Genomic DNA, 14,269 nt, shown 5'->3' with positions numbered 1-14,269 from the left:
TGATGTCCCAGATGCCCCAGCAGACCGCACCGGCCACGTGCCCGAGCTGCGCGGAACCCGTCGAACCGGACGACCTCTTCTGTGGTGCGTGCGGTCACGACCTCTCGGCGGCGCCCGCCCCGCCCCAGGACCACGCCACACTGGCCATGACCGGCTCCCCCGCGCCCGGCTCCCGGGACTCCGGTGTCCCGGCCCCCAGGACCGGCGTGGAGTGGCCCGCCCCCGAGCCCCCCGGCTCCGACTCCACCTCCCCCAAGACGCATCTGCCGACCGATCTGCCCGGCACCGACTCGGGCGGCCACCCGCTGCACCCCGGCACCCCCGGGGCGCCCGCGGGTCAGCCCGCGTCCGGCGTCCGCCTCGACCGGCCGGCGGAACCCGAGGAGTACCCCTTGCAGGCCCCCGACCCCCGCACCGCGAACGAGACCCCCGAGCCCGAACAGCGGCCCGAGGCGCCCGCACAGCCCGCCACGACCTGTGTCGCCTGCCGCGCCGGCCGCGTGGACAGCGACGGCTACTGCGAGAACTGCGGGCACGCCCAGCCCCGCGAACGCGACCACATGGAGCGGGAGTCGGGCCCGGTGGCCGCCGTCAGCGACCGCGGACTGCGCCACCACCGCAACGAGGACTCCTTCGCCCTCGGCCACACCGCGCTGCCCGACGGCGGCCCCGCCACGCTCGCCGTCGTCTGCGACGGCGTCTCCTCGGCGACCCGCCCCGACGAGGCGTCGGCCGCCGCCGCGCGCGCGGCCGGTGACGTCCTGCTCGCCGCCCTGCCGCGCGGCACCCATCCGCAGGCGGCCATGCACGAGGCGATCGTCGCCGCCGCCGAGGCCGTCAACGCGCTGGCCGGGGAGCCGGACACGGCCCGCGAGCACGACCCGCACCAGAACGCCCCGGCCTGCACCCTCGTCTCCGCCGTGGTCGCCGCCGGGCTCCTGGTGGTCGGCTGGGTCGGCGACAGCCGCGCCTACTGGGTGCCGGACGACCGCGCCGCGCCGCCCGCCCGGCTGACCGAGGACGACTCCTGGGCCGCGCAGATGGTCGCCGCCGGACTGATGAGCGAGGCCGAGGCGTACGCCGACGAGCGCGCCCACGCGATCACCGGCTGGCTCGGCGCCGACGCCTATGAACTGGACCCGCACACCGCGTCGTTCAAGCCGGACCGGCCCGGTGTGGTCGTGGTGTGCACCGACGGGCTGTGGAACTACGCCGAGACGGCGCGGGAGATGGCCGAGACGATCCCGGCGGACGCCGCCGCCCGGCCGCTGCACAGCGCCCGGGTCCTGGTCGGCCACGCCCTGGACGGCGGGGGCCACGACAACGTAACAGTGGCCGTACTGCCGTTCCCCGCACCGCCGCAGGGGGCAGGATCGGCCTGAGGGAACGGGGGCCACGGGGGCCACGGGCCGGAGGGGACCGGCCCGTACACAGCACCGACGCGCGTGAGCGGGCCGGTGGAGGGGGATTTGAGTTCGTATGGCCAATTTCGCGAAACCGAGCGCGCCGCGGTTCTCGGTGGACGTGTACCAGAACGAGTACCTGCCCGAGGACGGCCGCGAGGTCAACGCCGTCGTCACGGTGACGGCCACGGGGGGCGGCACGCTGGGCGGGGGCCCGAGCCCCGCCGGCTCCGGCGGCCACCCCTCCGCCGCCGTGGTGATCATGGTCGACTGCTCGGGCTCCATGGACTATCCGGCCACGAAGATGCGCAACGCCCGGGACGCCACGGCCGCCGCCGTCGACACCCTGCGCGACGGCACCCACTTCGCGGTCGTCGCCGGCACCCATGTGGCCACCGAGGTCTACCCCGGCGACGGCGGCCTCGCCGTCGCGAGCCCCACCACCCGGCACCGGGCCAAGCAGGCGCTGCGGCGGCTCTCCTCGGGCGGCGGCACGGCCATCGGCACCTGGCTGCGCCTCGCCGACCGGCTGCTGTCCTCCACGGACACCACCCTGCGGCACGGCATCCTGCTCACCGACGGGCGCAATGAGCACGAGTCGCCGGAGGAGCTGCGCGCCGCCCTCGACGCCTGCGCCGGGCGGTTCACCTGTGACGCGCGGGGCGTGGGCACCGACTGGGAAGTGAAAGAAGTCACAGGGATCGCCTCGGCGCTCCTCGGCACCGCCGACATCGTCGCCGATCCGGCGGGCCTGGCCGCCGACTTCACCCGGATGATGGAGACGGCGATGGGCAAGGAGGTCGCCGACGTCGCCCTGCGGGTGTGGACGCCGGTCGGCACCACCCTGCGCTACGTCAAGCAAGTCGCCCCCGCCGTCGTGGACTTGACCGCCCGCCGCACCGAGGCCGGGCCGCGCGCCGGGGACTATCCGACCGGGTCCTGGGGCGACGAGTCCCGCGACTACCACCTGTGCGTGGAGGTCCCCCCGGCCGGTCTGGGCCGCGAAATGCTGGCCGCGCGCGTCTCGTTGGTGGTCCCGCGGCCGGACGGCTCGGCGCAGGGCCTCGGCGCGCAGGGCCTCGTACGGGCCGTATGGACCGACGACATGGCGGCCTCCACCGCGATCAGCCCCCAGGTCGCCCACTACACGGGTCAGGCCGAACTGGCACAAGTCATCAAGCAGGGGCTCGATCTGCGCAAAGTGGGCGATTTCGATGGAGCAACGGCCAAACTGGGACGGGCCGTTCAGCTGGCGAGCGCCTCGGGGAACGCGGATACTGCGAAACTGCTTTCGAAGGTGGTGGACGTGGTCGACGCCGCGACAGGTACTGTGCGGTTGAAGACGAGGGTCGCTCAGGCCGATGAGATGACTCTGGAGACGCGGTCCACAAAGACTGTTCGTGTAAAGAAGTGACCTGGAAGCGACCCTAGCGATCCAGCCGGACCCTTAAAGGAAGAAGGGGAAGCACCGACATGCCGACCTGCCCGAACGGACACCAGTCGGGTTCCGACGACTGGTGCGAGGTCTGCGGTCACCGCATGGCCGGTGCCGTACCTCCGCCCCCGCCCCCGCCGCCCGGCGGTTACGGCTTCCCGCCCCCCGGGGCAGGACAGCAGGGCGCCCGCCCGCCGGCCGCCACCGGCGAGGCCGAGCTGTGCCCGCAGTGCCGTACGCCCCGCGAGGGCGGCGCGCCCTTCTGCGAGGAGTGCCGGTGGAACTTCCTGACCAACACCGCGACCTCGTACACCCCGGCGGCCCCGCGCCCCACGGGCGGCCCGCACTTCCAGTCGCCGAACACGCCGTTCGGCGGCGGTGACGGGTTCGAGTACCAGGGCTCCCGGCCCTCGCAGGTGAACCGTCCGGCCGAGCCGATCCCGTCCTTCGGCAGCGAGCCCTCGGGCCCGACCCCGTTCAACCGCACCCCGCCGAGCCCCCCGACCTCCCCCGGCCCCCCGGCCCCGCCCGCCTTCGGCCGGATCCCGGGCCAGGGCGCGCCCGGCGCGCCGTCCGCGTCCGGCCCCGGCCAGGGTCCCGGCGGTCAGGGCCCCGGCGGTCAGGGCCAGGGCGGCTACGGCTTCCCGCAGCCCGGCAACCCGCAGTCCCCGCCCCCGCCGCCGAGCTTCGGTGGCGACCGCGGCGCCCCTTCCGGTCCCGGCCAGGGTCCCGGTGGCCAGGGCGGCTATGGCTACCCCCAGCCCGGTGGCACCCAGGCCCCGCCCCCGCCCCCGAGCTTCGGCGGCGACCGCGCTCCGGCCGGTCGCCCCTCGCCCTTCGGCAACGCCCCGGGCCAGGGTCCGGGCGCCGGTGGTCCGGCCGGTGGCCCCTCGGGTCCCGGCCAGGGTCCCGGCGGCCAGGGCGGCTACGGCTACCCCCAGCCCGGTGGCACCCAGGCCCCGCCGCCCCCGAGCTTCGGTGGCGACCGCAGCCCCGGCGCGGGCCCCGGTGGTCAAGGCGGCGCCCCTTCGCCCTTCGGAAGCGCTCCCGGCCAGGGCCCCTTCGGCGACCCCTCCCGGCCCGCGGGCCCCGGCGGCCAGGGCGGCCCTGCCGGTCCCGGCCAGGGCCCCGGCGGTCCCGGCGGTGGCCCGCCCGCGCCCCCCGCGTTCCCGCAGGAGACCGGGCGTCCCCCGGCCGGCGGGCCGCAGGGCGGCCCCTTCGGTGGTCCCGGTGGCGGCCCCGGCTCCGGCGGTCCCTCCTTCGGCGGCGGTGACGACGACTGGGTGATCTCCCCGCCGTCGTCCGCCGACCCCTCGGGCCCCGGCCAGGGCGGCGGCTACGGCTACCCCCAGCCCGGTGGCACCCAGGCTCCCGCGAACCCCGGCTTCCAGAAGGCCCCCGCGACCCCGGGCTTCCCGGACGCCCCGGGCCAGTCCACCTGGACCGCGACCATCGGCCCGGACCGCGAGTACTTCATGGCGATGATGCACCGCTCCGGTCCCGAGGCCACGGGTCTGAACCTGCCCGCCTACTCCCCCGAGCAGCAGCGCACCCTCACCGGCGACCAGGTGACGATCGGCCGCCGCCGGCACTCCACCGGCGACACCCCGGACATCGACCTGGCCGTGCCGCCGGAGGACCCGGGCGTCTCGCACCAGCACGCGATGCTGGTGCAGCAGCCGGACGGCAGCTGGGCGGTGGTCGACCAGAACTCGACCAACGGCACCACGGTCAACATGTCGGAGGAGCCGATCCAGCCGTTCGTGCCGGTTCCGCTGCGCGACGGCGACCGGGTGCACGTGGGCGCCTGGACGACGATCACCGTCCGCCGGGGCTGAGCACCGGCGGCGGGGCGGTCATGGGAGGGGCCAGGCGTACGGCCCCTCCGGGTCGTCCAGCCAGGCCCAGCCGTGCTCGCCGGTGAGCGTGACGCCGTACCGTTCGCGCTCCGGCTCCTCCTCGCGCTCCCACAGCGCGTACGCCTCCTGCGGGTCGAGCGCGCCCCGGCTCAGCGCCAGCAGGAAGCGGAAGGTGTCCTGCTCGCGGGCCCTGCGCGGCAGCCCCGCGAAGCAGACGCCCTCGGGTTCGGCCCGGCCCCGGCCGCGCAGCGGCACGAAGTAGGCGGCCGTGTCGAGGAAGCGGCCCTCGGCGTGCTCCGCGTCCCGCACGGTGAGCGCGAGCAGTCCGGTCGCCAGCGGCAGCAGCACGCGCGCGCCGGGGCGGCACTGGGCGAGCCAGGCGCGCGGCACCGTGTCCAGCGCACAGGTCGCGATGATCCGGTCGAAGGGGGCGCGTCCGGGCACCCCGCGCGCCCCGTCCCCGGTGACGACCACCGGCCGGTATCCGGCCGCGGCCAGCTGCGCCCGCGCGGACTCGGTGATCTCCGGCTCCAGCTCGACGCTGGTGACGAGAGCGTCGTCGCCGAGCCGCTCGGCCAGCAGGGCCGCGTTGTATCCGGTGCCCGCGCCCACCTCCAGGACCCGGGCGCCGTCCTCGACGCGCAGCGCGGCCAGCATCCGGGCCATCAGGGAGGGCTGGCTGCTGGAGGACAGCAGCTCGCCGTCGCGCAGCCGGGTGGCCAGCGGCTCGTCCGCGTAGGCGCCGCGCACCCAGCGTGCACGGGCCCGGGGGTCGGGACTTTCGCCCCAGCGCCGCTCATAGCCGCGCGGCCCGGCCACGAAGTAGTACGGCACGAACAGATGCCGGGGCACCCGCGCGAACGGCTCCCGCCATCGCGGGTCCGCCGCGAAGGCGCCCTCGGCCGCGAGCTCCCGCACCATCCCGGCCCGCGCGGCGGTGGCGAGTTCCTCGGTGTCGTAGCCACCCATACGACCACCCTAGGTCCGGGATCTCCTCGCCGGTCCTCAGACTTGAGACCTGGGCCGCCCGGTCTGAGACCATGGACGGGTGAATGAGATTCGGCGCGGCACGCTTCAGGAGCAGACCTTCTACGAGCAGGTCGGCGGTGAGGACACCTTCCGCCGGCTCGTCCACCGTTTCTACGAGGGGGTCGCCGAGGACCCCGAGCTGCGGGCGATGTACCCGGAGGAGGACCTGGGCCCGGCGGAGGAGCGGCTGCGGCTCTTCCTGATGCAGTACTGGGGCGGCCCCACGACCTACAGCGAGAACCGCGGCCATCCCCGGCTGCGGATGCGGCACGCGCCCTTCGCGGTGGACCGGGCGGCGCATGACGCCTGGCTGCGGCACATGCGAGCGGCCGTGGACGACCTGGGCCTGTCCGAGGAGCACGAGCGGACGCTGTGGAACTATCTGACGTACGCCGCCGCGTCGATGATCAACACCGCGGACTGAGCCCCCCGTTGAAGCGGCGGCGGTTCAGCCGCCGACGCTGACACCGAGCACCCCGAGGGAGCCGGGCGCCCCGGCCCGCCGTACCGCGATCGAGCCGTAGGGCGTGCGCAGCCGCAGCCACGCGCCCGAGGACAGCAGGCCGGTGTCGGCCGCCCGGGTGCCCGGGCGCAGGAAGCCCAGGGACTGCGCCGCGTGCACGGCGCGCACGGGCAGCGGGGTGTGCCCGATCTCGCGGGACCAGATGTCCCGCCCGATCCGGTCCAGCTCCGCGCGGTTACGTCGCTCGGGCGTCAACTCCTCGCTGCGCGCCCGGAATTCACCGACCGCCGCGGCGACCGTCGCCCGCAGCGCGTCCGGTGCCGGCAGCCCCGGCTCGGTCCACCAGCCGCCGCGCGGCGGCAGCACACCGGCCCACGGCGGCCCGGTGACCGCGCCCGGCACGGCCGCGGTGGCGGCCCGCTCGGACACCGACTCCAGCAGCTCACCCGCGGAGACGGTGGCGTCGAGGGTGACATCGAGACCGTGCTCGTACGGCTTCGCGAGCCGTACCGCGCGTACCGCGAGCACCTCGAAGGACGGCGGCCGGCCGAAGACGGCGAGCGCGGTGCCGGCCGCCTGGAGGCGCACGGCGGCACCGCGGTCGTAGTGGAGCAGCCGGGCGAGGAAGGCGGCGAGGTCCGCCGCCTCTGTCTCGTCCACGAGGTGCAGCACCGTCATGCGGCGACGGCCTCGCCCTCTTCGGCGCCGGCCTTCTCCAGGTACTGCTGGAGGAACTCGCGCTCCTCGGAGGTGATCCGGCGCGGCCGCTGGGCCTCGAAGTCGAACGGCACGACGACGGTCGAGGCCCGCACATAGACCTCGTCCGCGTCCTTCACCTCGTAGGTGATGGTGAAGGACGCGGCCCGGATCTCGGTGACCCACAGCTCGATGTCCACCGGGTGGTGCCGGTGGACGAGCTGGCGCTTGTAGTCGATCTCATGGCGCGCCACCACGGAGCCCTGCCGGAACTCCTTGTCCGGACGGAACAGGAAGTTGATCCGGGCTTCTTCCAGATAACGGATGAAGACCGCGTTGTTGACATGGCCGTAGGCGTCCATGTCGGACCAGCGCAGCGGGCACGCGTAGGTGTGGCGCAAGATCGATCAGCCCCGGGTCAGCTTCTTGTAGGTCGCCCGGTGCGGACGCGCGGCGTCCGCACCGAGGCGCTCGACCTTGTTCTTCTCGTACGACTCGAAGTTGCCCTCGAACCAGAACCACTTGGAGTCACCCTCGTAGGCGAGGATGTGGGTGGCGACCCGGTCGAGGAACCAGCGGTCGTGGGAGACGACCACGGCGCAGCCGGGGAACTCCAGCAGCGCGTTCTCCAGGCTGGAGAGGGTCTCGACGTCGAGGTCGTTGGTGGGCTCGTCGAGGAGCAGCAGGTTGCCGCCCTGCTTCAGGGTGAGCGCGAGGTTGAGGCGGTTGCGCTCACCGCCGGACAGGATGCCGGCCGGCTTCTGCTGGTCCGGGCCCTTGAAGCCGAAGGCGGAGACGTAGGCGCGGCTGGGCATCTCGACCTGGCCGACGTTGATGTAGTCGAGCCCGTCGGAGACGACCTCCCACAGCGTCTTCTTCGGGTCGATGTTGGCGCGGCCCTGGTCGACGTAGGAGACCTTGACGGTGTCGCCGACCTTGATGTCGCCGGAGTCGGGGGTCTCCAGACCCTGGATCATCTTGAAGAGCGTGGTCTTGCCGGCGCCGTTCGGGCCGATGACGCCGACGATGCCGTTGCGCGGCAGCGTGAAGGACAGGTCGTCGACCAGGATCTTCTCGCCGAACGCCTTGTTCAGCTTGTCGACCTCGACCACGACGTTGCCCAGGCGCGGGCCCGGCGGGATCTGGATCTCCTCGAAGTCCAGCTTCCGCATCTTGTCGGCCTCGGCGGCCATCTCCTCGTAACGGGCGAGGCGGGCCTTGGACTTGGCCTGACGCCCCTTGGCGTTCGACCGCACCCAGTCCAGCTCCTCCTTGAGGCGCTTCTGCCGCTTGGCGTCCTTCTGGCCCTCGACCTTGAGGCGGGCGGCCTTGGTCTCCAGGTACTTGGAGTAGTTGCCCTCGTAGCCGTGCAGCCGGCCGCGGTCGACCTCGCAGATCCAGCCGGCGACGTTGTCCAGGAAGTACCGGTCGTGGGTGACGGCGACGACGGTGCCCGGGTACTTGGCCAGGTGCTGCTCCAGCCAGTTCACCGACTCGGCGTCGAGGTGGTTGGTGGGCTCGTCGAGGAGCAGCAGGTCGGGCTGCTCAAGAAGCAGCTTGCAGAGCGCGACGCGGCGCTTCTCGCCACCGGAGAGGTTGACGACCGGCCAGTCGCCCGGGGGGCACCCGAGCGCGTCCATGGCCTGCTCCAGCTGGGCGTCGAGGTCCCAGGCGTTGGCGTGGTCCAGCTCCTCCTGGAGCTTGCCCATCTCCTCCAGCAGCGCGTCCGAGTAGTCGGTCGCCATCTGCTCGGCGATCTCGTTGAACCGGTCGAGCTTGCCCTTGACCTCGCGGACGCCGTCCTGGACGTTCTCCAGGACCGTCTTGTCCTCGTCGAGCGGGGGCTCCTGAAGCAGGATGCCGACGGTGTAGCCGGGCGACAGGTAGGCGTCGCCGTTGGACGGCTGCTCCAGCCCCGCCATGATCTTCAGCACGGTCGACTTACCGGCACCGTTCGGACCGACGACGCCGATCTTGGCACCCGGCAGGAAGTTCAGGGTGACGTCGTCGAGGATCACCTTGTCGCCGTGCGCTTTGCGCGCCTTGCGCATGGTGTAAATGAACTCAGCCAAGAGAAACCGTCCGGCAGCTTGAAATCTGGCAGTGGGCAGATACACCCCATCTTGCCGTATCGCCACCCCTGCGCGGAAACCCGTTGGGGCGGGGGGTCCTGACCTGGGGGTTCGCGGGGTCGGGTGCGGGTGATGGGGCGGTGGCGTGCTCACTGCGCCTGCGGCCGGCCGGAGCGCCGTACTTCACGATCCAGGGCACGGCGCGGATCCTCTGCTGTTGATCCGCGGCAGGAGAGCTGGGCTCCCGGGAGCGGGCGGGTGAGTAGGTGTACGGGGGCGGGGTGAGTACGCGCGCTCTGCGCGGGGGCGGGGGCCGGGGGCGACGCTTTGGGCATGCGTCCAGGAATGTGGTGGAAGAAGCCGGCCGGGCAATCCCTGTGGGTGCTCGGGCTGGGGGTCGTCGCGGCCGGTCTGTGGGCCGGTTGGCTGGGATGGGATCAGCACGAGGATGTGCGGCCCGACGGCACGGAGAGCGGGCCGTACGAGGCGTGGCAGGTGGCCGGGCTGGTGCTGAGTCTGCTGGTGGTGGTCTGCTGGGCGGCGCTGCGGCGGCACACCGTGGCCACGGTGGCCGGGACGACGGCCGGGCTGACGGTCGCCGCCTGGTACGACTGGTCCGACGACTCCAGCGGGCTCTTCGCGGTCGGCGTGGCCATGGTCATGCTCGGCAGCCTGGCCGCCACCACCCTCGTGTCCACGCTGGTCAGGTACGTGGCACCGGGCGCCCGGTGGGCGGGCCGCTGATCCGTCCGCCGCGCGACGAGGTCACTCGCCCGGCTGCTCCGGCTTGCGCAGGACGACCAGGACCGCGCCGCCGATGACGACCAGACCTATCGCGGCACCGGCGATCAGCGGGGTGACGGCGGAGCCGCCGGTCGCGGCGAGGTCGGTGTCGTCGGGGGTGGGGGTGGCGAGCGGGGTCGGTTCGCCGACGGTCTGGGCGGCGGCCCTGGAGACGATCGTGCCCTGGATCTTGCAGTCCAGGACGCCGGTGAAGCGGCGGGTGAAGCCGTTCGGACCGGTGATCGTGAAGTCGTAGCCCTGGTCCTCCTGGAGGGCGACCGGGATGGTGCGCGTGGCACCGGCCGGGACGGTGTGCTCGGTGCCCATCAGGGCGAAGGTGAAGGGCTGGTCGCCCTTGTCGGCGGCCGTGATGTCCACCGTGCCCTTGGCGCAGTCCTTGCGCGCCGACACCACCGGTATCGCGCCCTGCGCGGCCCAGTCGGCCGTCGCGCTCGCAGAGACCGCGGACTCGCTGGAACCGGCCAGGATCTGGGTCTGGCTGCGGCTGTCGGAGGCGAGGGCGCGCCCCACCGGGACCGTCGTCGACGCCTGCACGCTCAGCTGGGCGGAGCCGTCCGCCGCGTCCTCGGGGATGTCGAAGTAGATCCGGCTGCCGTCCTTCGCCGTGGTGAGCGCCTTGCCCGTCTTGTCGGTGATCCGCACCCCGCTGGTCGCCGCGTCCGCGGGCGGTATCACCGCGACCGCGCCCGCGTTGGTGTGCACGGTCACCGGTCCGACCACGCTCCCGGGGCGGCCGGAGACCGCGGCCGGGTCCAGGGTCAGCGAGGCTCCCGGCTCGCCGCCGGTACGGGCGCCGCGCTGGAGGTAGTCGGCGAGCTTCTCGGCGCCCGGGGCCACGGCGTCGACCTTGGCGTGGTCCGAGTACCGCCAGATGGCCACCTGGGTGCCGGTGGCCGCGTCCTGCTCGGTGAGGCTCCCCACGCCGGCCCGGTGGGCGAGCGCGGCGAGGTCGTTGACCTGGGGGTAGGAGTGCCGCACGATCCAGTCGATCTTGCCCGCGTCCCGGTTGGTGCCCAGCGAGGTGCCGCTCCAGGACGTCTCCTGGTAGCGGGCGTCGCGCTGGACCGGGTTGTGCAGGTCGACGCCGTACGTCTGCAGGGTGCCGCCGCCGTCCACGGACATCTCGAACAGGCCCGCCGACACCCGCTGGTCGCCGCCGGCCTCATGGACCACGGCCTCGCCGAAGATCTTCAGGCCGTCCAGGGCGGCGCTCGCCCCGCCCTCGGTCTGCGGCGCCACATCGGCCGCGGCCGTACCCGCGCCGGACAGCACACCGGCCGCCACGAGCCCGGACACCGTGGCGGTGGCGGCCAGGCGGGCCACGGCGGTGGACCGGCAGAACCCAGAGAGCGCAGCAAGCACAGAATTCCCCTTCGAGCAGGACCCGTTGGACGTGGGGGACGGGTCCCACCAGCAGAATCGGTGGCCCCGAGGGGCACGCCCGGCATCCTATGGACTCGGGCTGTGCCTCTCTGGCCGGTCGGATGATCCGATGGCGTTTCCGATCCGGAATCGTTATCGCCGGACCGCCCTTGAACAGTGCTTATCGATAAATCCACCCGGTCGGACAGCTGACTTCACGTCACTGTGGCTGGTTCCGAGGCCTGTTGGACGGCGGTGTCCTCACCGGTGTCCGGGGGGCTCGGAGTCGCCCAGTCCGGCTCGGGCCGCGCGGCTCCCGCGGGGGGTTCCGGTTTGCCCGCGCGACGGAAGACCGCCGTACCCCGCGAGAGGTCATGGCCGATCGCGGTGGCGTCGATGTCCGCCGACGCCCATTGCTGCTGCCCGTCGCGTCCGTCGGTGCGCACCTTCAGCCGGCCCTGCACGACCAGCGGCTGCCCCACCTCCACCGACGCCATCGCGTTGGCGGCGAGCTGGCGGTTGGCCCACACCGTGAAGAAGTTGGTGTGCCCGTCCGTCCAGGCGCTCTTCTCCCGGTCCCAGTAACGCGCGGTCGCCGCGAGCCGGAACCGCAGCGACGGCCCCGCCGCCAGCTCCCGGTACACCGGCGCGGTCGCCACATTGCCCACCACACAGACCACGGTCTCGTGCATCTTCGCGCTCCCCTCCCCCGCCCGGCGCACTCGGCCGGGCGGGCGGACGTACGTACGGGCCCGTCCCGTACGGCGGCGTCTGCCACGACCTCAGACTGCCTCCGCCGGGCCGAGCCCGCTGAGCGCTGTGGACGGCCCCCGCACCTGTGGAAAACTCCGCCACCCGCACGAGTGACGACCACCGGCACACCATCGCCGACGGACCGTACGGCCCCTAACTCACCCCACCCCGGCCTCCGCCCGCACCACCTTCCCGTACTGCTCCCGCACCTCCCCGTACCGCAGCAGCTCCGAGGCCACCGGATCCAGCACCCGCGCCCGTCCACAGCTCGCGGCCGACTCGCACAACCGCCGTTCCGCGTCCTGGCCGTACCGCCGCGCGGGCCCCCGCGCGGCCATCCGGCAGCCCCACTCCACCAGCGGCCCGCCGACGATCCCGCACATCATCAGCAGCACCGGAACCCCCAGATTCGGCGCCATCACCCCGGCGATCTGCCCGACCAGCCACAGCCCGCCCGCGATCTGGAGCAGCGTCATCGCCGCCTGGACCAGCACCGCCGCCGGCCACCAGCCAGGACGCGGCGGCCGCCCGGAGGGGCCCCCGGCCCGCTCCGCCAGTTCGTCCAGCGCCTCCGGCAGCCCCTGCGCACCGCGTACGGCCGCCTCGCGCACCGCCTGCGCCCAGGGCACCGGCAGCCCGGCCGAGGCCCGGTCGGCCACCGTACGGACCGCCTGTTCCACGCGCTGCCGCGCCGTCGCCTCCTCGTCGGACTGGGCGCCCGTCTGATGGCGGCCGGTCGCCGCCGTACCGCGCTTCTGGTACCAGCGCCACAGCCGCAGCCAGGGCGTGCCGCAGGCCCGGTTGGCGTTGCGCAGCCAGGCCCGTTCGGCGGCCTCGCCCGCCGCGGCGGCTTCCCGCTTCGCCTTCCGTGCCTCGTCCCGCTCCTGGCGCTTGGCCCGGCGGTCCTCCCACACCTGCTGCCGCTGCGCCCGGGCCTGGTCGCGGTCCCTGCTCCGGCCCGGCGCCCGGCGGCGTAGACGGGCCGCAGCCCGGCCGCGGCGGCGTCCACATCGGCGGCGACCCGGCGGGCCGCCGCACCCCGCTCGGCCACGAACTCGCCGAGTGACTCGCGCAGTTCACCGACGCCCTCACCGGTGAGCGCGGACAGCGCGAGCACGGTGGCGCCGGGCTCCCCGTGCTCCCCGAGCGCCACGCCGTCCTCGTCCAGCAGCCGCCGCAGATCGTCCAGGACCTGGTCGGCGGCCTCTCCGGGCAGCCGGTCCACCTGGTTGAGCACGACGAACATGACCTCCGCGTGCCCGGCCATGGGCCGCAGATAGCGCTCGTGCAGCACGGCGTCGGCGTACTTCTCCGGGTCGACCACCCAGATCACCGCGTCCACCAACTTCAGGATCCGGTCGACCTGTTCACGGTGCTGTACGGCCGCGGAGTCGTGGTCGGGCAGGTCGATCAGGACCAGCCCGCGCAACTGCTCCTCCGACTCGGGGTTGTTGAGCGGGCGGCGGCGCAGCCGGCCCGGGATGCCGAGCCGGTCGATGAGTCCCGCGGCGCCGTCGCTCCAACTGCACGCGATCGGCGACGAGGTGGTCGGGCGTCGTACCCCGGTCTCCGAAATGGCCACTCCGGCAAGCGAGTTGAACAGCTGCGACTTGCCGCTGCCGGTGGCGCCCGCGATGGCGACGACCGTGTGCCGCCCGGACAGCTTGCGCCGCTCCGCCGCCTCGTCCAGCACCCGGCCCGCCTCGGCGAGGGTCTGGCCGTCCAGCCGCGTCCGGGAGAGCCCGACGAGCTCCCGCAGGGCGTCGAGGCGGGAGCGGAGCGGGCCTTCGTAGGCGAGCGGGACGACGGTACGGGCGGCCCCGCCACGGGCCGGGACCGGCTCCACGGGGGCGGCGAGCGCGGCGGCGGCCGAGGCGTCGGTGATACGGCGGGCGATGAGTCCGTCGTCCCAGGAGCCCGCGGGGGCCGGACCGCCGGACGGATCCGGCGAGTCGGCGGGTGCGGCCGAGGCGCTTCCGGGACCGGAGGTACGGGGGGCGCGCGCGGCGCGAGGGGAGCCGCCGGGCTCGCTTTCCGGCGCGCCGGGGCCGCTTGCCTCCGCCCGCGCGCCCAGGGCCGCCTTCTCCCCGTCCTCGCCGCCCTGCCGGGCCTCGACCTCCACGACCCCGCCCGCGTCCGGCATCGGCGTACCTCCCTCACCCCGGTCCGCCGCGGCGGGAGCGGCGCCGGCCGTCGTACCGTCTCCGTCTGCTCCGCCGCCCCCCGCTCCCCCCGGTACTCCCCCTGATGCTCCCCTCCGGTCGCCTCGGGCGCCCTCTCCCTGCTTCCCGATGTCGACGACCCTCGGACCCGCGATGTGGTCGATGGGGTTGCCGGGGCCCACGGGATTGACGGGTTTGGCGGGATGGACGGGCTTGACGGGATCGGCGGGA

13 protein-coding genes are annotated in these 14,269 nt (G+C 74.0%); 5 read left to right on the top strand and 8 right to left on the bottom strand.

Translation table 11 applies throughout. The features are described from left to right. Positions 1–2: 2 nt before the first annotated feature. The 3 genes from ACLF5H_RS33945 (at position 3) to ACLF5H_RS33935 (ending at position 4,676) form a co-directional block, all read left to right on the top strand. Positions 3–1,382 carry a protein phosphatase 2C domain-containing protein gene (locus tag ACLF5H_RS33945; RefSeq protein WP_421679851.1) on the top strand — a complete coding sequence of 460 codons (1,380 nt, stop codon included), beginning with the start codon at positions 3–5 and terminating at the stop codon, positions 1,380–1,382. A gap of 97 nt (positions 1,383–1,479) precedes the next feature. Further along, the gene (locus ACLF5H_RS33940) at positions 1,480–2,817 is read left to right on the top strand and encodes a vWA domain-containing protein (protein ID WP_421679850.1); all 1,338 of its coding nucleotides are present in this window, start codon (positions 1,480–1,482) and stop codon (positions 2,815–2,817) included. A 59-nt stretch (positions 2,818–2,876) separates the two neighbouring features. Beyond that, positions 2,877–4,676, top strand: coding sequence for an FHA domain-containing protein (locus ACLF5H_RS33935; protein ID WP_421679849.1), 1,800 nt, complete (start codon positions 2,877–2,879; stop codon positions 4,674–4,676). 18 nt (positions 4,677–4,694) lie between these two features. Here the strand turns inward: ACLF5H_RS33935 and ACLF5H_RS33930 are convergent, their stop codons facing one another. Beyond that, positions 4,695–5,666, bottom strand: coding sequence for a methyltransferase domain-containing protein (locus ACLF5H_RS33930; RefSeq protein ID WP_421679848.1), 972 nt, complete (start codon positions 5,664–5,666; stop codon positions 4,695–4,697). Between the two features lie 79 nt (positions 5,667–5,745). On the opposite strand from ACLF5H_RS33930, the gene ACLF5H_RS33925 reads away from it, so the two are divergent. Next, positions 5,746–6,150: a globin gene (locus tag ACLF5H_RS33925; protein ID WP_421679847.1), complete on the top strand. Its 405-nt coding sequence runs from the start codon at positions 5,746–5,748 to the stop codon at positions 6,148–6,150. A gap of 24 nt (positions 6,151–6,174) precedes the next feature. Here ACLF5H_RS33925 and ACLF5H_RS33920 read toward each other — a convergent pair whose 3' ends face one another. The 3 genes from ACLF5H_RS33920 to ettA are packed head-to-tail and all read right to left on the bottom strand — an operon-like array spanning position 6,175 to position 8,957. Then, positions 6,175–6,867, bottom strand: coding sequence for a hypothetical protein (locus tag ACLF5H_RS33920; RefSeq protein WP_421679846.1), 693 nt, complete (start codon positions 6,865–6,867; stop codon positions 6,175–6,177). Further along, complete coding sequence (locus ACLF5H_RS33915) at positions 6,864–7,286, bottom strand: acyl-CoA thioesterase (RefSeq protein WP_421679845.1); 423 nt, start codon at positions 7,284–7,286, stop codon at positions 6,864–6,866. The genes ACLF5H_RS33920 and ACLF5H_RS33915 overlap by 4 nt, the downstream gene beginning before the upstream one ends. Positions 7,287–7,292: 6 nt before the next feature. Further along, a complete protein-coding gene (gene ettA, locus ACLF5H_RS33910; RefSeq protein WP_111586220.1) occupies positions 7,293–8,957 on the bottom strand; it encodes an energy-dependent translational throttle protein EttA in 1,665 nt (554 codons plus the stop codon). 333 nt (positions 8,958–9,290) lie between these two features. Here ettA and ACLF5H_RS33905 point away from each other — a divergent pair, with 333 nt between their 5' ends. Next, complete coding sequence (locus ACLF5H_RS33905; protein WP_421679844.1) at positions 9,291–9,701, top strand: hypothetical protein; 411 nt, start codon at positions 9,291–9,293, stop codon at positions 9,699–9,701. Positions 9,702–9,722: 21 nt separating this feature from the next. On the opposite strand, the gene ACLF5H_RS33900 is transcribed toward ACLF5H_RS33905, so the two are convergent. The 4 genes from ACLF5H_RS33900 to ACLF5H_RS33885 form a co-directional block, all read right to left on the bottom strand. Continuing rightward, positions 9,723–11,123 (bottom strand): TQXA domain-containing protein, encoded by a 1,401-nt coding sequence (locus ACLF5H_RS33900; RefSeq protein ID WP_421679843.1) that lies wholly within the window; start codon positions 11,121–11,123, stop codon positions 9,723–9,725. A gap of 215 nt (positions 11,124–11,338) precedes the next feature. Then, positions 11,339–11,815 (bottom strand): single-stranded DNA-binding protein, encoded by a 477-nt coding sequence (locus ACLF5H_RS33895; RefSeq protein WP_093892999.1) that lies wholly within the window; start codon positions 11,813–11,815, stop codon positions 11,339–11,341. Positions 11,816–12,034: 219 nt separating this feature from the next. Continuing rightward, entirely contained in the window at positions 12,035–12,370 is a 336-nt protein-coding gene (locus ACLF5H_RS33890; RefSeq protein WP_421679842.1) for a hypothetical protein, read from the bottom strand. Further along, complete coding sequence (locus ACLF5H_RS33885) at positions 12,349–14,019, bottom strand: GTPase (RefSeq protein ID WP_421679841.1); 1,671 nt, start codon at positions 14,017–14,019, stop codon at positions 12,349–12,351. The genes ACLF5H_RS33890 and ACLF5H_RS33885 overlap by 22 nt, the downstream gene beginning before the upstream one ends. Positions 14,020–14,269: the final 250 nt, after the last annotated feature.

Origin of the sequence: Streptomyces sp. LaBMicrA B280, from assembly GCF_049222185.1 — a bacterium.
Classification (GTDB): domain Bacteria; phylum Actinomycetota; class Actinomycetes; order Streptomycetales; family Streptomycetaceae; genus Streptomyces; species Streptomyces murinus.
Note: the sequence above shows the minus strand (reverse complement) of the source record. Positions and strands in the feature narration are given on the sequence as shown.